At 67.6% G+C, this 18,515-nt stretch carries 16 protein-coding genes; 6 read left to right on the forward strand and 10 right to left on the reverse strand.

The features are described from left to right. Positions 1 to 12: 12 nt before the first annotated feature. Genes sdhA through sdhC form a run of 3 tightly spaced genes read right to left on the reverse strand, consistent with a single transcriptional unit; the run spans position 13 to position 2,685 of the window. Positions 13 to 1,812, reverse strand: coding sequence for a succinate dehydrogenase flavoprotein subunit (gene sdhA, locus ACW178_RS03645; RefSeq protein ID WP_191557858.1), 1,800 nt, complete (start codon positions 1,810 to 1,812; stop codon positions 13 to 15). Positions 1,813 to 1,819: 7 nt separating this feature from the next. After that, positions 1,820 to 2,224: a succinate dehydrogenase, hydrophobic membrane anchor protein gene (sdhD, locus tag ACW178_RS03650; RefSeq protein ID WP_287105979.1), complete on the reverse strand. Its 405-nt coding sequence runs from the start codon at positions 2,222 to 2,224 to the stop codon at positions 1,820 to 1,822. Then, positions 2,221 to 2,685: a succinate dehydrogenase, cytochrome b556 subunit gene (gene sdhC / locus ACW178_RS03655; protein ID WP_287105978.1), complete on the reverse strand. Its 465-nt coding sequence runs from the start codon at positions 2,683 to 2,685 to the stop codon at positions 2,221 to 2,223. The genes sdhD and sdhC overlap by 4 nt, the downstream gene beginning before the upstream one ends. A 265-nt stretch (positions 2,686 to 2,950) precedes the next feature. Here sdhC and ACW178_RS03660 point away from each other — a divergent pair, with 265 nt between their 5' ends. Both ACW178_RS03660 and alaS read left to right on the forward strand, forming a co-directional pair. Next, entirely contained in the window at positions 2,951 to 3,817 is an 867-nt protein-coding gene (locus ACW178_RS03660; RefSeq protein WP_287105976.1) for a pirin family protein, read from the forward strand. Between the two features lie 268 nt (positions 3,818 to 4,085). Then, on the forward strand, positions 4,086 to 6,734 hold the full coding sequence (gene alaS / locus ACW178_RS03665) for an alanine--tRNA ligase (RefSeq protein WP_191554884.1): 2,649 nt from the start codon (positions 4,086 to 4,088) through the stop codon (positions 6,732 to 6,734). 85 nt (positions 6,735 to 6,819) lie between these two features. Here alaS and ACW178_RS03670 read toward each other — a convergent pair whose 3' ends face one another. From ACW178_RS03670 to ACW178_RS03680, 3 genes are all read right to left on the reverse strand, one after another. Further along, positions 6,820 to 7,371 (reverse strand): DUF2939 domain-containing protein, encoded by a 552-nt coding sequence (locus ACW178_RS03670; RefSeq protein ID WP_191554885.1) that lies wholly within the window; start codon positions 7,369 to 7,371, stop codon positions 6,820 to 6,822. Positions 7,372 to 7,416: 45 nt separating this feature from the next. After that, positions 7,417 to 7,998 (reverse strand): DUF2939 domain-containing protein, encoded by a 582-nt coding sequence (locus ACW178_RS03675; protein ID WP_191554886.1) that lies wholly within the window; start codon positions 7,996 to 7,998, stop codon positions 7,417 to 7,419. Positions 7,999 to 8,220: 222 nt separating this feature from the next. Then, the gene (locus tag ACW178_RS03680; RefSeq protein WP_152949378.1) at positions 8,221 to 9,441 is read right to left on the reverse strand and encodes an NADP-dependent isocitrate dehydrogenase; all 1,221 of its coding nucleotides are present in this window, start codon (positions 9,439 to 9,441) and stop codon (positions 8,221 to 8,223) included. Between the two features lie 308 nt (positions 9,442 to 9,749). On the opposite strand from ACW178_RS03680, the gene ACW178_RS03685 reads away from it, so the two are divergent. Genes ACW178_RS03685 through ACW178_RS03695 form a run of 3 tightly spaced genes read left to right on the forward strand, consistent with a single transcriptional unit; the run spans position 9,750 to position 12,012 of the window. Beyond that, positions 9,750 to 9,962 (forward strand): hypervirulence associated TUDOR domain-containing protein, encoded by a 213-nt coding sequence (locus tag ACW178_RS03685; RefSeq protein ID WP_152949379.1) that lies wholly within the window; start codon positions 9,750 to 9,752, stop codon positions 9,960 to 9,962. After that, complete coding sequence (locus ACW178_RS03690; protein WP_492024867.1) at positions 9,959 to 11,107, forward strand: DUF1176 domain-containing protein; 1,149 nt, start codon at positions 9,959 to 9,961, stop codon at positions 11,105 to 11,107. Before ACW178_RS03685 ends, ACW178_RS03690 begins: the two co-directional genes overlap by 4 nt. Then, a complete protein-coding gene (locus tag ACW178_RS03695; protein WP_263596056.1) occupies positions 11,104 to 12,012 on the forward strand; it encodes an NAD(P)/FAD-dependent oxidoreductase in 909 nt (302 codons plus the stop codon). The genes ACW178_RS03690 and ACW178_RS03695 overlap by 4 nt, the downstream gene beginning before the upstream one ends. 10 nt (positions 12,013 to 12,022) lie before the next feature. On the opposite strand, the gene ACW178_RS03700 is transcribed toward ACW178_RS03695, so the two are convergent. Together ACW178_RS03700 and glmM are read right to left on the reverse strand one after the other, a co-directional pair. Continuing rightward, on the reverse strand, positions 12,023 to 13,858 hold the full coding sequence (locus tag ACW178_RS03700) for a DUF885 domain-containing protein (protein ID WP_191557866.1): 1,836 nt from the start codon (positions 13,856 to 13,858) through the stop codon (positions 12,023 to 12,025). A 249-nt stretch (positions 13,859 to 14,107) separates the two neighbouring features. Beyond that, the gene (gene glmM / locus ACW178_RS03705) at positions 14,108 to 15,457 is read right to left on the reverse strand and encodes a phosphoglucosamine mutase (protein WP_082382587.1); all 1,350 of its coding nucleotides are present in this window, start codon (positions 15,455 to 15,457) and stop codon (positions 14,108 to 14,110) included. Between the two features lie 166 nt (positions 15,458 to 15,623). Between glmM and glmS the strand changes: the two genes are divergently transcribed. Then, positions 15,624 to 17,438, forward strand: a complete 1,815-nt coding sequence (gene glmS, locus ACW178_RS03710; RefSeq protein WP_152949383.1) for a glutamine--fructose-6-phosphate transaminase (isomerizing) — start codon at positions 15,624 to 15,626, stop codon at positions 17,436 to 17,438. Between the two features lie 15 nt (positions 17,439 to 17,453). On the opposite strand, the gene ACW178_RS03715 is transcribed toward glmS, so the two are convergent. Then, complete coding sequence (locus tag ACW178_RS03715; RefSeq protein WP_182713353.1) at positions 17,454 to 18,197, reverse strand: Crp/Fnr family transcriptional regulator; 744 nt, start codon at positions 18,195 to 18,197, stop codon at positions 17,454 to 17,456. Continuing rightward, a complete protein-coding gene (locus ACW178_RS03720) occupies positions 18,194 to 18,457 on the reverse strand; it encodes a DUF6894 family protein (protein ID WP_054764577.1) in 264 nt (87 codons plus the stop codon). Before ACW178_RS03720 ends, ACW178_RS03715 begins: the two co-directional genes overlap by 4 nt. Positions 18,458 to 18,515: the final 58 nt, after the last annotated feature.

Consider the following 18,515-nt stretch of genomic DNA (forward strand, 5'->3'; position numbering starts at 1 on the left):
CTGCGTTCGACCTCAGTAAACCCGAGCCTTGGGCTCGATGTACGCGATGTCGTCGGACATCGTGTAATTGTGCACGGGGCGGTAGTCGATCTGGACCTGTTCGCCCGGGCGCTTCCACGCCAGGGTGTGTTTCATCCAGTTCGCGTCGTCCCGGTCCGGATAGTCCTCGCGGGCGTGGGCGCCGCGCGATTCCGTGCGGTTCAGGGCGCTCTCGATGGTGACGACGGCCTGGGCAATCAGATTGTCGTACTCCAGCGTTTCCATCAGATCCGTGTTCCAGATCAGGCCGCGGTCCGTGGTCTTGATGTCGGAACCGGCGGCGTCGATGGCGCGCAGCTTGTCCGTGCCCTGTTGCAGGGTGTCGCCGGTGCGGAACACCGCCGCATCGGCCTGCATCGCCTTCTGCATCGCCAGCCGCAGCTCAGCCGTCGGGGTGGAGCCGTCAGCGTTGCGGAAGCGGTCCAGTCGGGCCAGGTGGGCGTCGGTCTGGGCCTTGGAGGCGCTGGGCACGGCCGATGCCTTGTCCACCACCTCGCCGCAGCGCAGGCCGACGGCGCGGCCGAACACCACCAGGTCGGTCAGGGAGTTGGAGCCCAGGCGGTTGGCGCCGTGCACCGAGACGCAGGCCGCCTCGCCCACGGCCATCAGGCCGGGCACCACGCTGTCGGGGTTTCCATCACGGAGGGTCAGCACCTCGCCGTGATAGTTCGTGGGAATGCCGCCCATATTGTAGTGGACGGTCGGCAGGACCGGGATCGGCGCCTTGGTGACGTCCACGCCGGCGAAGATCTTGGCGCTTTCGGAAATGCCCGGCAGGCGCTGGTGCAGGATCTTGGGGTCCAGGTGGTCCAGGTGCAGGAAGATGTGGTCCTTGTTCGGGCCCACGCCGCGGCCTTCGCGGATTTCGATGGTCATGGAGCGGCTGACCATGTCGCGCGGGGCCAGATCCTTCACGGTCGGGGCGTAACGCTCCATGAAGCGCTCGCCTTCCGAGTTGGTCAGATAACCGCCCTCGCCGCGGGCGCCCTCGGTGATCAGGCAGCCGGCGCCGTAGATGCCGGTCGGGTGGAACTGGACGAACTCCATGTCCTGCAGCGGCAGGCCGGCGCGCAGCACCATCGCATTGCCGTCGCCGGTGCAGGTGTGGGCCGAGGTGGCGCTGAAATAGGCCCGGCCGTATCCACCGGTCGCCAGAACCACCATCTTGGCGCGGAACTGGTGAAGCTGACCGTTGTCCAGTTGCAGCGCCGTCACGCCGGTGCAGGCCTGAGTTCCATCAGACTGGGCCTGCATGATCAGGTCCAGCGCGAAATATTCGATGAAGAACTTCACCTCGCGGCGCACCGACTGGCCGTAAAGGGTGTGCAGGATGGCGTGGCCGGTGCGGTCGGCGGCGGCGCAGGTGCGCTGCACCGGGCCTTCGCCGAAGTTGCGGGTCATGCCGCCGAAGGCGCGCTGATAGATCTTGCCTTCCTCGGTCCGCGAGAAGGGCACGCCCCAGTGTTCCAGCTCATAGACGGCCTTGGGGGCGTTCCTGACCAGATATTCGATCGAGTCCTGGTCGCCCAGCCAGTCCGACCCCTTGACGGTGTCGTACATGTGCCACTGCCAGCTGTCCTCGCCCATATTGCCGAGCGAGGCGGAGATGCCGCCCTGGGCGGCGACGGTGTGGGAGCGGGTCGGGAAGACCTTGGTGACGCAGGCGACCTTCAGCCCCTGCTGGGCGGCGCCGAGGGCCGCGCGAAGGCCCGAGCCCCCGGCGCCGACGACGACGACGTCATATTCGTGATCGATCAGTTCGTAAGCGGCCATCTGGGGATCAGGCTCCGAAACCGGCGGGCAGGGGCGCAGAACCCAGCGCCAGCCGCACGATGAAGAAGACGCTGGCGGCCGCCAGCACGAGAAGGACCAGGTTCAGCAGGCCCGTCAGGGCCTTGCGGGCGCCGACCTGGGGCACATAGTCCTCGAGGATGACCTTCCAGGCCAGGCTGAGGTAGCCGAACAGCAGCACCGCCGTGACCGCCATCAGGCCGGCGTTCAGCGGCCTGGCGAACCAGGTCATGACGGCGTCATAAGAGGCGCCCGCCAGGGTGAAGCCGGTCGAGGCGACCCAGACGCCCAGCGGCAGCAGGGCCGTCAGCAGCACCCGCTCGGCCAGCCATTCGCCGGCGCCGTGGCGCTCGGAAATCTTGACGTTGTTCTTGAACTTGGCGGCGCCGCTCACAGCGAAACCCTCCCGACAGCGAACAGGACGACCCAGAACAGGATCGCCAGGGGAACGGGCGCCCAGACCGCGATGTTGGACAGGGTCGTCGCCGATTTGATCGTCAGGCCGTTGCCGGTGTCGTTGATCGTGTGGCGGGCGCCGTTCAGGATGAAGGAGAACAGGACCACCGTCAGGCCGAAGCCGACGAACAAGCCCAGCGGCGAGCCCGCCAAGGCCAAGGCCGTCTCATAGGCCTCGGGCCCGAAGGCCAGGGCGCCCAGCCAGGCGACGACGAAGACCAGGCCGACGGTGCCGGCGATCAGGGTCGCCCGGAACAGGATCGAGGCGGCCATGGTCACGTGCCAGCGCCAGATTCCCATATGGGGCGAGAGCGGGGTCAGATGGCCGTTGGGCTGGATGACGAAACGACCGGTTCGGTCGCCCGATGCAACCCCCGGGTTCGGCTTGGGCTGAGTCATGCGAATGCTTCTCAAAAGCGAATGAATTCAATCGCCGTGTGCGGTTGCGAAGGCTTTTGTGACCCTAGAGGGACGGTGTCAACGGACCGTTGATCACTTAGCGGATTCTAGCGTCGCTCAGGCCGATGCGTGTCGAAATCGCGATATTCAAGGCATGATCGATCCACGCTCCGCCTGAGATGCAGGTTTTACGCGGCGCCCTGGGTTTTGGATCGCGGCGCGCCGCCAAGCTCGCCAAAGCCGCGCCTGCCCCTATATGGGGCCCATGACCGAGACCACGCCCCGCCCCGTCCTTCGGCTGCATCCGGCCCACCGGGATGACATCGGCGACCTGATCACGCGTCGGCCGGTGCCCGGTCCGGGCCTGGATCAGGTCGATCCCTTCCTGTTCCTGAACCATCACGGCCCCCAGACCTATCCGCCGAACAACGCCGGCCTGCCCTTCGGCCCGCACCCGCACCGGGGGTTCGAGACCGTCACCTTCATTCTGGACGGCGAGCTGGCCCACAACGATTCCGGCGGCGGCGAGAGCATCATCAAGGCGGGCGGGATCCAGTGGATGACCGCCGGCTCGGGCCTGATCCACGCCGAACTGTCGCCGGCCGACTTCAAGCGCGACGGCGGGCCGATGGAGATCCTGCAGCTGTGGGTGAACCTGCCGTCCCGGCTGAAGATGACCCGGCCCGCCTATGTGGGGCTTCAGGCCGCCGACATCCCCACCTTCACCACCGAGGGCGGCGTGGTGGTCGAGCCGGTCTCCGGCGAATGGCTGGGGGTCAAGGCGCCGATCCAGTCGCTGATCGACATCCATCTGGCCATCGTCCGCCTGCCCGCCGGCGCCCGGTTCGAAGTCCCGGTCGCGCCCGGCCGCACCGTCTTCTTCTATGCGATCAACGGCCAGGTGTCGGTCGCCGGAACCCCCGTGCCCGAATGGAACCTGGCCGCCCTGGGCGACGGCGACGCGGTCGAGATCACGGCCAGCAGGGACGCCGTCGTCCTGCTCGGCCACGCCGAACCGATCAACGAACCGGTCTTCAGCCACGGCCCCTTCGTCATGACCACCCGCGAGGAAATCATCCAGGCGATCCAGGACTACCAGTCCGGCAAGTTCGGTCCGCCGCCGCAGGTGTGAGGCTGGCCCATTGTCTCCTCCCCGCTTCGCGGGGAGGTGGCGCGGCGCTTCTTCAGCGCCGTGACGGAGGGGTTCTTCAAGCACGAAGAACAGGCGGCAGTGGGACTTCAAGACCCCCTCCACCGCTTCGCGGTCCCCCTCCCCGCAGGCGGGGAGGAGACAGCGTGGTCATCTGGCCGGTCCCCACCTCGCCCAGATGATGCGTTCCCCGACAAAACCCTATATGACGCCGGTTCCTTAGCGACCGCCGAGCCGAAGACACGCCCAAATGCCCAGCCTGAACGAGATCCGCGCCACCTATCTGAACTTCTTCGCGGCCGACGGTCACGAGAAGGTGCACTCGGCGCCGCTGGTGCCGCAGAACGATCCGTCCCTGCTGTTCGTCAATGCGGGCATGGTGCCGTTCAAGGACTATTTCACCGGCGCGTCCAAGCCGCCCTATCCGCGCGCCACCAGTTCGCAGAAATGCGTCCGCGCCGGGGGCAAGCACAATGACCTGGACAATGTCGGCTACACCGCCCGTCACCTGACCTTCTTCGAAATGCTGGGCAACTTCTCCTTCGGCGACTATTTCAAGGAACACGCCATCGACCGGGCGTGGAAACTGGTGACCCAGGACTTCGACCTGGATCCCAAGCGCCTCCTGGTCACCGTCTATATCGACGACGACGAGGCCGCCGCCATCTGGAAGAAGGTCACGGGCTTCTCCGACGACAAGATCATCCGCATCGCCGGCTCGGACAATTTCTGGGCCATGGGCGACTCAGGGCCTTGCGGTCCCTGCACCGAGATCTTCTGGGACCACGGCGACAAGGTCGCCGGCGGCCCTCCCGGCTCGCCGGATGAGGACGGCGACCGCTTCGTGGAGATCTGGAACAACGTCTTCATGCAGTTCGAGAAGGAGAACGACCAGATCGTTCGCAACCTTCCCAAGCCCAGCGTGGACACCGGCATGGGTCTGGAGCGGATGACCACCGTGCTCCAGGGCGTGCATTCAGTGTTCGAGACCGACCTGTTCAAGACCCTGATCGCCGCCTCGGAAGACGCCACCTCGACCAAGGCCGCCGGCGACCAGGCCGCCAGCCACCGGGTCATCGCCGACCACCTGCGCTCCTCCTCCTTCCTGATCGCCGACGGCGTGACCCCGTCGAACGAAGGCCGGGGCTATGTGCTGCGCCGGATCATGCGCCGCGCCATGCGCCACGCCCATCTGCTGGGCGCGGCCGACCCGCTGATGCACCGTCTGGTCCCCACCTTGGTCGATCAGATGGGCGACGCCTATCCTGAACTGGCCCGCGCCCAGCCCTTCATCGAGGACACGCTGAAACAGGAAGAGGTCCGGTTCCGCACCACGCTCGGCCGAGGCATGGCCCTGTTCGACACGGCGGTTCAGGGCTTCAAGCCGGGCGACATGCTGGACGGCCAGACGGCCTTCACCCTGTCCGACACCTACGGCTTCCCGCTGGACCTGACCCAGGACGAGGCGCGTCGTCGCGGCTTTTCGGTCAATGTCGACGGGTTCGAGGCCGCCATGGCCGAACAGCGCCAGCGCTCGCGCGAGAACTGGAAGGGCTCGGGCCAGTCGGCCAACGCCGGCGAATGGCTGGCCGTGCGCGACCGCATGGGGCCGACCGTCTTCACCGGCTATGACTCTCTAGATGGTTCGGGCGAGGTCCTGGCCGTCATGAACGGCGGCGCGCCCGTCGAGGCGGCCGAGGCCGGCGAGATCGTCGAGGTCTTGCTCGATACGACCCCCTTCTACGCCGAAAGCGGCGGTCAGACGGGCGATCAGGGGACGCTGGAATGGCCGGGCGGAGAGGCCGAAGTTCTCGACGTCAAGAAGCACGCCGGCGACCTGCACGTTCTGTCGGTCCAGATCACGGCCGGCCGGCTGGAGATGGGCGCCCGCGTCGCCCAACTGGTGGACGCCGACAAGCGTATGACCACCCGCGCCAACCATTCGGCCGCTCACCTGCTGCACACGGCCCTGAAGAATGTGCTGGGCCCGGCGGTCGCCCAGAAGGGCCAGCTGGTCGATTCTGAGCGCGCGCGCTTCGACTTCAGCCACGGCGCCCCCGTGACCGAGGACGAGCTGGCCGCCATCGAGGCCGAGGTCAACGCGGTCATCCGCCAGAACGTCCCGGCGGAGACCAAGCTGATGGCCCCCGCCGACGCCATCGCCGCCGGCGCCATCGCCCTGTTCGGCGAGAAATACGGCGACGAGGTCCGGGTGCTGACGCTGGGCCGGTCGCTGACCAGCGACAACGCCCCCTATTCGGTCGAACTCTGCGGCGGCACCCACGTCGCCCGCACCGGCGACATCGGCCTGTTCAAGATTGTTCAGGAGACCGGCGTCGCCGCCGGCGTCCGCCGTATCGAGGCCCTGACCGGCGAGGCGGCCCGCCTCTATCTGGAAGGTCAGGCCGGCGTGGCCCGCAAGCTGGCCCGCGACTTCAAGATCCAGACCCCCGACGTGCCCGCTCGGGTCGAGGCCCTTCAGGGTTCGGTCAAGACGCTGGAGAAACAGGTCGCCGAGCTGAAGAAGCAACTGGCCCTGGGCGGAGGTTCGGGCGGGTCATCCGCGCCGGAAGAGATCGGGGGTATCAAGCTGATGGCCCGCGTCCTGGACGGGGTGGACGGCAAGGGGCTGCGCGGCGTGGCCGAGGACTTCCGCAAACAGGTCGGAACCGGCGTTGTCGCCCTGATCGGCGTGACCGAGGGCAAGGCCGCCGTCACTGTCGCCGTGACCTCGGACCTGACGGACCGCGTCAACGCCGCCGCCCTGGCCCGCGCCGCCGTCCTCGCCATGGGCGGCCAGGGCGCCGGCGGCAAGCCCGACTTCGCCCAGGGCGGCGCCCCCGACGGCTCCAAGGCCGAAGACGGCCTCACCGCCGTCCGCGAGGCGCTGAAGGCCTGAGCATACCCCGACCCTCTCCCGCCTGCGGGAGAGGTGTCGCGTCGATCGCGAAGCGATCCAGCGACGGAGAGGGCGATCGCCGCGCCTAGCCCATCGGGTCCGGCGTCAGATCCACCCCCGCCAGTTTCCAGCTCAACGGCCCCCGCCGCTCCATGATCAGCACCAGGGGGTCGTCGGGTCGGTCGTCGCGGGTCAGGGTGACGGCGAACCGGTTGACGCCGCGATAGGCCCAGGACTGATGAATCCGCTCCTTCGGCGTCGCCGGCGTATCGGCCGACGGGACCGGTTTTTCGGGCCGGGGCTTGTCGCCCGACCGGACCATGGCGGCTACGCCCTCTGGCGTGACCAGGCCGTCCACGGCGCCCTCGACCAGGGACGGCGCCAACATCATGCCCAGGGCGGCCAGAGCCCGGTTCTCGCCGGTCCGATCGCGGATCTCCATCGCCGCCCGGGCGTTCAGCTCGGCCTTCAGACTGGCGCGCAAGGCGGGGAAGTCCACCGTCTGCTCCAGGCCCGCCACATCCCCCGTCCGCGCCGCTCGGATCAGCCTCTGGGCCGCCACGAAGGGCGAGATGAAACAGGCGACAAGGGCCAGTCCCAGAATGGCCGCGACCAGACCAATGGCGATCTTCTTCATGGGTGCTCCTTCAGCCGAAACGTCGAGACGGGCCGGATGTTGCGTCTAGGGTTTCGACGAGGGCTCAGCCGGCGCGGGCGCGGCCGGCGCCGCCCCGTCGGGCAGGCCGATCTGGACCAGCACCCATTCGAACGGCCCCCGCCGTTCGAAGGTGAAGACGGTGCGCGATCCGCCCTGGTCCTGAACCGCCATCCGCGCCCGGTTCACGCTCCAGAACACCGGCCGAGGCCAGGGCTTGGGTGTTTCCGCCCCCGCCTGGGGCGCAACCGCGCCGGACCAGTGGCTGGCGTAGCGCCCCTCGCCCCGCGTCAGGGCCGAGATGGCCGCCGGAGTCAAATAGGCGTCGACGTCCGGGGCGTTGAGCACCGGGGTCCGTTCCATCTGGCGCCTTACCGCCCCGATCGGGTCTTCGAGGAAGGAGGGCGCCGGCGCCTGAACCCCGCCGCTCAGCTGCGGCCGCAACGACTGGCGAACGGCCTGGAAGTCGATCAGCCGGGTCAGGCCCTGGACGTCGCCCGCCTCCGCCGCCGACCGGATGGCGAAAAAGCCCACCGCCGGCGCCGCAAAAAAGGCCGCGACCGCCGTCACGAGCGCCAGAACCACCAGATTGCCGAACAACCGTTTCACGTCGCTTCCCCCACAGTGGGCCCGATCATGCACGGCCCATCGGAGGACGCAACGAAAAGCCCCGCCGGACGGATCCGGCGGGGCTGTCTCTCTCTCTCTCTCTCTCTCTCTCTTGGTGTCCTACCGCGCTTCGCTCTGCTTGAGGACGGCTGTTGTCCTGCCGCGCTTTGCGCGGCTTCAGGATGCTCGCTGTCCTGCCGCGCTGACGGCTTGAGGACGGGCTCAGCCGACGTCCGGCAGGGCGGCCTTCAGGTTTTCGGCGACCTTGTCGAGGAAGCCTTCGGTGGTCAGCCAGCCCTGTTGATCGCCGACCAGCAGGGCCAGGTCCTTGGTCATGTCGCCCGACTCCACGGTCTCGACGACCACCTTCTCCAGGGTGTCGGCGAAGACGCCCAGGGCCTCGTTGCCGTCCAGCTTGGCGCGGTGTTTGAAGCCGCGGGTCCAGGCGAAGATCGAGGCGATCGAGTTGGTCGAGGTGGCCTCGCCCTTCTGGTGCTGGCGATAGTGACGGGTCACGGTGCCGTGGGCGGCTTCCGTCTCCAGCACCTTGCCGTCCGGCGTCATCAGGACCGAGGTCATCAGGCCCAGCGAGCCGAAGCCCTGGGCCACGACGTCCGATTGGACGTCGCCGTCGTAGTTCTTGCACGCCCAGACGAAGCCGCCCGACCACTTGATCGCGGCCGCGACCATGTCGTCGATCAGGCGGTGCTCATAGGTCAGGCCGCGCTTCTTGAACTCCTCGGCGTATTCGGCGTCGAACACCTCCTGGAAGATGTCCTTGAAGCGGCCGTCATAGGCTTTCAGGATCGTGTTCTTGGTCGACAGATAGACCGGATAGTTGCGCGCCAGGCCGTAGGCGAAGGAGGCGTGGGCGAAGTCGCGGATCGAGGCGTCCAGGTTGTACATGCCCATGGCGACGCCGGCGCCCGGCGACTTGAACACCTCATGCTCGATCACCTGGCCGTCGTCGCCGACGAACTTGATCGACAGGGTGCCGGCGCCCGGCATCAGGAAGTCGGTGGCCTTGTACTGGTCGCCGAAGGCGTGACGGCCGACGACGATCGGCTGGGTCCAGCCCGGCACCAGGCGCGGCACGTTCGAGCAGATGATCGGCTCGCGGAAGACCACGCCGCCCAGGATGTTGCGGATGGTGCCGTTCGGCGACTTCCACATCTTCTTCAGGCCGAACTCCTTCACCCGGGCCTCGTCCGGGGTGATGGTGGCGCACTTCACGCCGACGCCGTGCTTCTGGATGGCGTGGGCCGCGTCGATCGTCACCTGATCGTCGGTGGCGTCGCGGTTCTCCATGCCCAGGTCGTAATAGTCCAGCTCGAGATCCAGGAACGGGAAGACCAGCTTGTCCTTGATCATCTGCCAGATGATGCGGGTCATTTCGTCGCCGTCGATGTCGACGATGGGGTTTTCGACCTTGATCTTGGCCATGCGTGCGGTCCGCCTGTGACTGTGGGGAAGGGAATGTCGTGGCGGCGGTATAGCGAGGCCAAGCGCCCGCGCAAACCCCGCCGCCCATCGTCGCCGCGCGGAATAACGCAGATCCCGCCTGAACCCTTTGGCGCGCCCGGACTTCTCTTTGGCTCAGCAACAGACACGGACGTCAGGATGACGGAGGAAGAGCGCCGACTGGTGGATCAGTGGATCGTCACCTTCTGCGAGGCGCCGCCGGTGGTCGATGCGGAACTGATGCGCAGGCTGATCGCTGAGCAGGAAACGACGCAGCAGGAAGCGAAACCATGTCGGACAAGACATTCAAGGCCGGCGACAAGGTGAAATGGGACCACAGCCAGGGCGTGACGACCGGCAAGGTGGTCAAGAAGGTGACCTCCGAAACAAGGGTCAAGGGCCACAAGGTTGCGGCCTCCGAGGACAATCCGGAGTATATCGTCGAAAGCGCCAAGACCGGCGCACGCGCGGCGCACAGGCCGTCGGAGTTGAAGAAGGCATGAAGCTGAACGCACTGTCGCGCGGCGTCCCCCTGTCCTCTCTTGTTCTGGCTGCGTTCGCTGTCGCCGGATGCGGCGATAAGGATGCGGCCGAGACCCCTGCTGCGCCTAAGGCCGCCAGTACGGCGGCGCCCGCCGTCGCCGCGCCGGTGCTGCAAATTCGCCCCGAGACCAAGACCTTCCGCGACTGGCGCGCCACCTGCGGCAATGACGGGACCTGCTGGGCCTTCGGCTTCGCGCCCGACTTCGCCGCCGGCTGGGTCCGTATCGCCCTGGCGCCCGGACCGGACGCCCAGCCGCAAATCCTGTTTGGCTACTGGCCCGACGGCGACGCCAAGGGCGCCAACCCCCTCGGCTTGACCATCGACGGCCGCGCTTATCCGGCCGCGCTCAGCGAGGCGAGCAACGCCGACGCGCCCATCGGCGAAATCCGCACTGGGGTCCGCGGCGCCCTTGACGCCCTTGCCCAGGGAAAGGTCATGACCATTCGCGGGGCTTCCACCCAGGAAGTCTCGCTGCACGGCGCCGCCGCCGCCCTGTTGTGGATCGACGAGAAACAGGGCCGTCTGGACACGCCCACCGCCCTGATCCGACGCGGCTCCCGTCCGGCCGCCCTCGTCCCGGTCGCGCCGCCGCTGCCGACCGTCACCCCCGCTCCGGCCGTGGACCAGTCGGGGTTCGGTGATCAGAACCAGCGCGTGCCCGCCGCGCTGCGCGCCCGCACCGAGGTCGGAAACTGCCTGAAAGAGTCCGCCATGCCCGCCGTCAGCGACATGGTCATGTCCGCCCGACTTGACGCGCGGACCGAGCTGTGGGGCGTGCCCTGCGGCGCAGGCACCTATAACGTCACTCACAACTGGTATCTGACGGGGCCGAGCGGCCGCGATCCTCGTCCTGCGATCCTCGCCGGAACGGAAGGCCCAGGCTCCGATCCGGTCATGCCCGACAATGCGACCGTCAACGGCGCCTATGATCCCAAGACCCGCACCCTGTCGGCCTTCGCCAAGGGGCGCGGCATCGGCGACTGCGGCGCGGCCCAGACCTGGGCCTGGACCGGGCAGGGCTTCACCCTGACGCAGGAAAGCGTCATGGGCGAATGCGCCGGCGTGCCGTCCGATCTGTGGCCCGTCGCCTGGCGCACGCGGTGAACGACCCGGAGGTTCTGATCATCGGCGCCGGTCCGGCCGGCCTGACGGCGGCGACCTATCTGGGCCGGTTTCGTCGGCGCACCCTGGTGGCGGACGGCGGCGCGCCTCGCGCCAGCTGGATTCCGCTCAGCCACAATATGCCGGGCTTTCCGGCGGGCGTCACTGGCGCGGGTATTCTGAAGCGGATGCGCGAACAGGCTGAAGAATACGGCGCCGTCATCACGCCGGGTCTTATCGATCGCCTGACCCACGACGGCGAGCGTTTCATCGCAGAGAGGGCTGGCCGATCTGTTCGCGCCCGCGCCGTTCTTCTGGCGACGGGAGTCGTCGATCATCATCCTGACTTGCCGGGCGTCGAAGCGGCGGTGCGCAGGGCGCTGGTCCGCATCTGTCCGATCTGCGACGGCTATGAGGCCGTCGGCAAGGCCGTCGCGATCATCGGCCAAAGCGACAAGGGCGCCCGTGAAGCCGCCTTCATGCGCACCTATTCCGATCGGGTGACACTGATCCACATCGGGCCGCCTGACGCGCTCAGCCGTCCTGACGAGCTGGAACGGCTCGGCGTCGAACTGATCCTGGCGCCGTTGGACTCGATCGACATCGAAAACGACCGGGTGACGGCCCTGAGCTATGGCGGTCAGAGCCGCGCCTTCGACCTCGTCTACTCCGCCTTGGGCGCGTCGCCCAACGCCGATCTGGCGAGGGGGCTCGGCGCCCGGCTGGCCGCCGACGGCCGGCTGGAAGTCGATCTGCATCAGGCCACCAGCGTGTCCGGCCTCTACGCCGCCGGCGACGTGGTGCGCGGCCTCAACCAGATCGCCGTCGCCACCGCCGAGGCGGCCGTGGCCGCCACCGACATCCACAATCGCCTGCGCTGGATCGACGGGCTGACGGTCGCCGACTAGGGCCCCTTACTTAAGCCTGGGTCGCGATCCAGCCGTCCACGATCCGCTCCAGCACCGACAGGGGCACGCCCCCGGCGGCCAGGGCCGTGTCGTGGAAACCCTTCAAGTCGAACCTGGCCCCCAGGCTGGTCTTGGCCTTCTCGCGCAGGCGGACCCATTCATTGTGGCCGACCTTGTAGGCGCAGGCTTGGCCGGGCCAGCCGCAGTAACGTTCGACCTCGGACACAGCGGCCCCTTCCTGATCGCCATAGGCCTCCATCATGTACTGGATGCCCTGTTCGCGGCTCCAGCCCTTCGAGTGGATGCCGGTGTCCACCACCAGGCGCGCCGCGCGGAACATCAGGGACTGGACATAGCCGATCTGGCCGATCGGATCGTTTTCATAGGCGCCCAGTTCGTCGGCCAGCTGTTCGGCGTACAGACCCCAGCCTTCCACATAGCTGGAGAAGCCCAGCAGGTTCATATATTTGGGCGCCGTCGCGCTTTCCTGCTGCAGACTGATCTGCAGATGGTGGCCCGGCGCGGCCTCGTGATAGGTAAGGGTCGGCAGGGTCCAGGACGGCCATTCCGCCGTGTCCTTCAGATTGATCCAGTAGATGCCGGGCCGCGATCCATCCAGGCTGGGCGCGTTGTAATAGCCCATGGAGGCGCCGGCCTCGATCTCGGGCGGCACGCGCTTGATCTGGACCGAGGCCTTGGGCAGGCGGCCGAAGGCGACGGGCAGACGCGCCTGCATGTCGGCCATCTGCTGGTTCAGCTTTTCGATCAGCTCGGCCTTGCCCGCGTCGGTGTTGGGATAGACGTATTTCGGGTCCTGACCGAGCGCACGAATCCGTTCCGCCACGGCGCCTTGGGTCAGGCCCTGGGCCTTCAGCAGGGCGTCGGCGCGGGCGGTCAGCTCGGCCATCTGGGCGCGGCCCGCGCGGTGGATCTCGTCGGCCGTCAGCCGGGTGGTGGTGATGTAGCGCAGGCTGTTGGCGTAATACTGCTGGCCCTGCGGCAGGCGTCGGACCGAGGCCTCGTGTCCGGCGCGCGGCAGGGCGGCCTTCAGCAGGGCGTTCTGGGCCGACAGGGCGGGATAGACCTTCTGGGTCAGCAGGGCCTCGACCTGGGCGCCCCAGTCGCCCGACAGGCCCTTGGCCTGCGTGCGGTCCACGACCGAGGCGACCATGGGCGAGGCGGCGGCGGCGGTGGCCAGAATCCCGTCCTGCTGGCCGATGGCCTTGGCCAGGATGAAGTCCGGCGGGATCACCCCCAGGGCGTAGTCCTCGCGCAGACGTTCGGTCTCGGCGGTCAGGACGTCGGCGAAGGCGGAGATGCGGGCCACATAGGCGTCGGCGTCCTCGGCCGTCTGGATCGTATGCTGGTTGGCCAGGAAGTCCGGCGTCGACTGATAGGCCCCGCCCTGCTGGCTGACGCGGTAGGGATTGGGCCAGCCGCCCTGGCCGTAGGGGATGGCGAAGGTGGCGATCACCCCGTCCAGATTATCGGCGATTGTGTCGTAGTAGATGCCGTCCTGGGCGTCCATGGACGACCGATCCAGAGCGCCGAGTGCGGCCCGCTGGGCTCTGGTGAAGGCGCGGAACTTCTCCTCGTTCTCCGGAGTCGGAACGGTCAACTGCGACTTGGCGGCGGCGCGCGCGCCGGTGTCCAGGCCGAAGGCGGTCACGGTTTCGGGACTGAGGTCCAGGGTCTGTTCGAAGGCCTGGTCCATGAAGGCGGCCAGGGCGGCCTTGGACTGGGCGGCGTCGCCGGCCGGGGCGTTCAGCGCAAACGCCTGCCCGTGGGCGGCGGCGAGACCCGCGCCCGCGGCGGCGGACAGAAGAAGGCGGCGACGGTCGATCATGGAAGGCCCCAGCGAATATGTCTGCGCGCCAATGGAGCGCCGGTCGCCGTGACCCGCAAGTGAAATCACGGAAAGGCGCAGACCACCTTCCCCCGCTTGCGGGGGAAGTGTCAGCTCGTCGAGCGCAGCGAGACGGCTGACGATGGGGGAAGTTCCGCTTCTGCAAGAAAGAAGACTTCCCCCTCCGACCCTGGTTCGCTTCGCGAACGCCGGGCCACCTCCCCCGCAAGCGGGAGAGGGTCTTGAAAGTCACCCCGCCGCCTTCACCGCCGCCGAAACCTCCGACACCACCCGCTTCACCAGGGCCGCGTCGTCGCCTTCCGCCATGACCCGGATCAGCTTCTCCGTGCCCGAGGGCCGCACCAGCAGCCGCCCCGAGCCGTTCAGCGCCGCCTCGGCCTCAGCGATCGCCGCCTTGACCTTCTCGTTCTCCAGCGGCTTTGCGGCGGTGAAGCGCACATTCTCCAGCTTCTGCGGCACCGGGTCGAACTGGCGGGCCAGTTCGCTCATCGGCTTGCCGGACTCGACCAGAACCGCCAGCACCTGCAGCGCCGCCATCAGGCCGTCGCCGGTAGTGGCGTGGTCGTGCAGGATGATGTGGCCCGACTGTTCGCCGCCGATGTTGAAGCCGCCCTCGCGCATCCGCTCCATCACATAGCGGTCGCCGACCTTGGTCCGCTCCAGCGTCAGGCCCTCGGCCTTCAGCCGCCGCTCCAGTCCCAGGTTGGACATGACGGTGGCCACCACCCCGCCGCCCGCCAGCCGGCCGCGCCGGGCCCAGTCCAGGCCGACCAGGGCCATGATCTGGTCGCCGTCCACCACCTGGCCCTTCTCGTCGCAGATGATGACCCGGTCGGCGTCCCCGTCCAGGGCGATGCCGATGTCAGCCCGGTAGCGTTTGACCGCCTCGACCAGGGTTTGCGGGTGGGTGGAGCCGCATTCGGCGTTGATATTGGTCCCGTTCGGGGCCACCCCCACGGGGAAGACCTCGGCCCCCAGTTCGAACAGGGTGGTGGGCGCGACCTTGTAGCCGGCGCCGTTGGCGCAATCGACGGCGATCCTCAGGCCTTGCAGGCTCAGCCGCTTGGGGAAGGCCTGTTTGGCGATCTCGATATAGCGGGCCTGGGCGTCGTCGATCCGCTTGACCCGACCCAGCTTGTTCGACGGCGCCAGCCCCTGGTCCAGGCCGTCGTCCATCAGGGCCTCGATCTTCAGCTCGATCTCGTCCGACAGCTTGTAGCCGTCCGGGCCGAACAGCTTGATCCCGTTGTCGGCATAGTCGTTGTGCGAGGCCGAGATCATCACCCCCAGGTCCGCGCGCATCGACCGGGTCAGCATGGCCACCCCCGGCGTCGGCACCGGGCCGAAGGTGCGCACGTCCATGCCCACTGAGGCGAAACCGGCGACCAGGGCCGGCTCGATCGTATAGCCCGACAGGCGCGTGTCCTTGCCGATCACCACCAGATGGCGGCGGTCGTCGCCGGTGCGGAACAGTTTCCCTGCGGCCAGACCCACGCGCAGCGCGACCTCGGCCGTCATCGGATAGGTGTTGGCGCGCCCGCGAATGCCGTCGGTGCCGAAATATTTCCTGTCGCCCAAGGCGTCGTCCTTCGTTTCGGGTAACGTTCCGAAACCCCATTTTTGATGCAGTCCGCCTTAAGATTGCCTAGACGGCGGGTGGGGTCTGATGCGTGGCTTAGCCCCGGATCGCCGCCAGTGCAAAGCGGCGCCCTTCTGTTTCCTTCCTCTTCGGAGTTCCCAGCGCATGTGCGGCATCATCGGCGTCACCGGCAATGGACCCGTCGTTCCCCGGCTGATCGACAGCCTGAAACGGCTGGAATACCGAGGCTATGACTCCGCCGGAGTCGCCGCCGTTGTGGACGGCGCGGTCGAGCGCCGGCGCGCCCAGGGCAAGATCCGCAATCTGGAAGCCGTCCTGGCCGAAGCGCCGCTGAAGGCCACGGTCGGCATCGGCCACACCCGCTGGGCCACCCACGGCGCGCCCACCACCGCCAACGCCCACCCGCACAAGGCCGGCCGCGTCACCCTGGTCCACAACGGCATCATCGAGAACTTCGCCGAGCTGAAGGCGGAACTGGCCGCAGAGGGCCATGTCTTCGAAAGCCAGACCGACACCGAGGTCATCGCCCACCTGCTGGACGCCGAGCTCAACACTGGTCGTAGCCCCCTGGAGGCTTTCAAGATCACTCTGGACCGTCTGACCGGCGCCTACGCCCTCGCGGTGCTGATCGACGGCGAGGACGATCTGATCCTGGGCGCCCGCCGCGGCAGCCCCCTGGTCGTCGGCTGGGGCGAGGATGAAATGTATCTGGGCTCTGACGCCCTGGCCGTGGGGCCCTTCACCCAGAAGATCTCCTACCTGGAAGAGGGCGACTATGTCGCCGTCACCCGAACCGGCGCCCAGATGTTCGACGTCGCCGGCAAGCCGGTCGAACGCGCCGTCGTCCAGGTCTCGGCCTCCTCGGCCATGGTCGAGAAGGGCGAATACCGCCACTTCATGGAGAAGGAGATCCATGAACAGCCCGACAGCGTCCAGCACACCCTGTCGGAATACCTCGATCTGGTGACCGGAAAGGCCAAGACGAACGCCATCGACTTCGCCGCCGTCGAGCGGATTCAGATCGTGGCCTGCGGCACCGCCTTCTACGCCGGCCAGATCGGTCGCTATGCCTTTGAAAGGCTGGCGGGCCTGCCCTGCGACGTCGAGATCGCCTCCGAGTTCCGCTACCGCTCGCCGGCAGTGTCGCCCAAGACCTTGGCCGTCGCCGTCAGCCAGTCGGGGGAGACCGCCGACACCCTGGCCAGCCTGACCTGGTGCAAGGCCCAGGGGCTGAAGACGGCCGCGGTGGTCAACGTCCACTCCTCCTCCATGGCGCGTGAGGCCGAGGTGCTGTGGCCCACCCATGCCGGGCCGGAGATCGGCGTCGCCTCGACCAAGGCCTTCACCGCCCAGGTCGCGGCCCTGCTGGCCCTGGCCGTCGCGGCGGGCGTGGCGCGTGGTCGGATCGACGCGGCCCAGGAGGCGGAACTGGTCAAGGCCCTGTTCGAAAGCCCTCGCCTGATCGCCGAAGCCCTGCGTATGGACGCCAGCATCCGCGCCGTGGTCCAGGATCTGGCGAAGGCCGACGACATCCTGTTCCTGGGCCGGGGCGCCATGTTCCCCCTGGCCATGGAGGGCGCTCTGAAGCTGAAGGAGATCAGCTATATCCACGCTGAGGGTTACGCCGCCGGCGAGCTGAAGCACGGCCCGATCGCCCTGATCGACGAGGAAACCCCGACCATCGCCCTGGCCCCCCTGGACGATGTGTTCGAAAAGACCGCCTCAAACCTGCAGGAAGTCGCCGCGCGCGGCGGCCCCGTAATCATGATCGCCCCGGAAAACGCCCCCGACCCGCACGGCGCCGGCATTCGCCGTATCCACGCCCCGGACTGCCACCCCCTGATCGCGCCCTTGGTTTACGCCGTGCCGATGCAGCTTCTGGCCTACTACACGGCCGTTCAGAAAGGCACGGACGTCGATCAGCCCCGCAATCTGGCCAAGTCCGTCACGGTGGAGTGACGCGCGGGGCGCGGGTCACACCGGTTCTCGCTGCAGACGCAGATAGGCGGGATCGAATTCCGCGATCGCGGCCAGCCGCGGCCAATCCAGGATTTCGACTTGGCCGCCGGTCCAGTTGACCAGGCCCTGGGCGCGCAACTCGGCGACCAGACGATTGATATGGACCGTCGACAGGCCCAGCATATCGCCTAGTACGGATTGCGTCAGTGGAAGCCTGAAGCTTCGGTCTTCCGCCTGTCCCACGACCTCAAGGCGCAAATAGAGTTCGCACAACAGATGGGCCAGGCCGCCGAGGCCGCTGCGGCGGCCGATGACGGCCAGCCACTGCCGGTGGATCGCCGCGTCGATCAAGGTGTCCAGCCACAGCAGTCGGGCCAGATGCGGGTGATTTTCCGTAAGGGCGATAAGTTCCGCGTGCGGCGCCTGGGCAATGACGCAGTCCGTCAGGGCCTGCACGCCGTGATCCATCTGCTTCATCAGCAGGCTGTGCAGATCGACGAAGTCGCCATCGACATTGATCTCGGTGATCTGCCGGCCGCCGTCGGCGAGGGACACATGGCGCGCTGCGAAGCCGCTAATCAGAAGGGTGCTGTGGGTCGGATGGCCGTGGCGCTGGACGAAGTCCGCCCCGCTGCGGACCTCCCTCGGCGGACCGAGCACCTTGTCCAGGGCGGCGATCTCCTCGGGCGACAGCCGGTCGCGAAGCGCCAGCTTATCGACCAGGGTTCTTATGGTCGGATCGGTTGGGACGGCGTTCATTCGTCGGCGTCCGCCAAGGCCCAACCCTGGGGGGCCTCTTGGGACGCCTTGGCCGTAACGCTGACCACCGTCACGCCCTCTGCATCGGTGACGATGACGCTGAAGACGCCCGTGTCCCAAAATCCGGCGCTGCGATAGCGCAGAATTTCCCCCAGGATCGTGACCGCCTCCTCTCGTGCGGCGTCGACGTTCGGCAGGTCCTCGCCCTGGTCGTCGCGAATGCGGTCCCCGTTCTGGGTATGAAAGAAATAGCGCGGCAACCCCACCTCCAGCAGCAGACCTGCAAGAAGCGACGATCGGCCGGATTGGTTCAGCCTT

The organism is Brevundimonas sp. AVps4 (assembly GCF_058681525.1).

Bases quoted from the DNA above. Each gene is read 5' to 3' on its own strand.
- ACW178_RS03690 (WP_492024867.1), top strand. From the start codon at position 9,959: ATGAAGCTGAACGCACTGTCGCGCGGCGTCCCCCTGTCCTCTCTTGTT.
- ACW178_RS03715 (WP_182713353.1), bottom strand. From the start codon at position 18,197: ATGAACGCCGTCCCAACCGATCCGACCATAAGAACCCTGGTCGATAAG.
- ACW178_RS03680 (WP_152949378.1), bottom strand. From the start codon at position 9,441: ATGGCCAAGATCAAGGTCGAAAACCCCATCGTCGACATCGACGGCGAC.
- alaS (WP_191554884.1), top strand. From the start codon at position 4,086: ATGCCCAGCCTGAACGAGATCCGCGCCACCTATCTGAACTTCTTCGCG.
- sdhA (WP_191557858.1), bottom strand. From the start codon at position 1,812: ATGGCCGCTTACGAACTGATCGATCACGAATATGACGTCGTCGTCGTC.
- glmS (WP_152949383.1), top strand. From the start codon at position 15,624: ATGTGCGGCATCATCGGCGTCACCGGCAATGGACCCGTCGTTCCCCGG.
- sdhC (WP_287105978.1), bottom strand. From the start codon at position 2,685: ATGACTCAGCCCAAGCCGAACCCGGGGGTTGCATCGGGCGACCGAACC.
- ACW178_RS03700 (WP_191557866.1), bottom strand. From the start codon at position 13,858: ATGATCGACCGTCGCCGCCTTCTTCTGTCCGCCGCCGCGGGCGCGGGT.
- ACW178_RS03670 (WP_191554885.1), bottom strand. From the start codon at position 7,371: ATGAAGAAGATCGCCATTGGTCTGGTCGCGGCCATTCTGGGACTGGCC.
- ACW178_RS03685 (WP_152949379.1), top strand. From the start codon at position 9,750: ATGTCGGACAAGACATTCAAGGCCGGCGACAAGGTGAAATGGGACCAC.
- ACW178_RS03660 (WP_287105976.1), top strand. From the start codon at position 2,951: ATGACCGAGACCACGCCCCGCCCCGTCCTTCGGCTGCATCCGGCCCAC.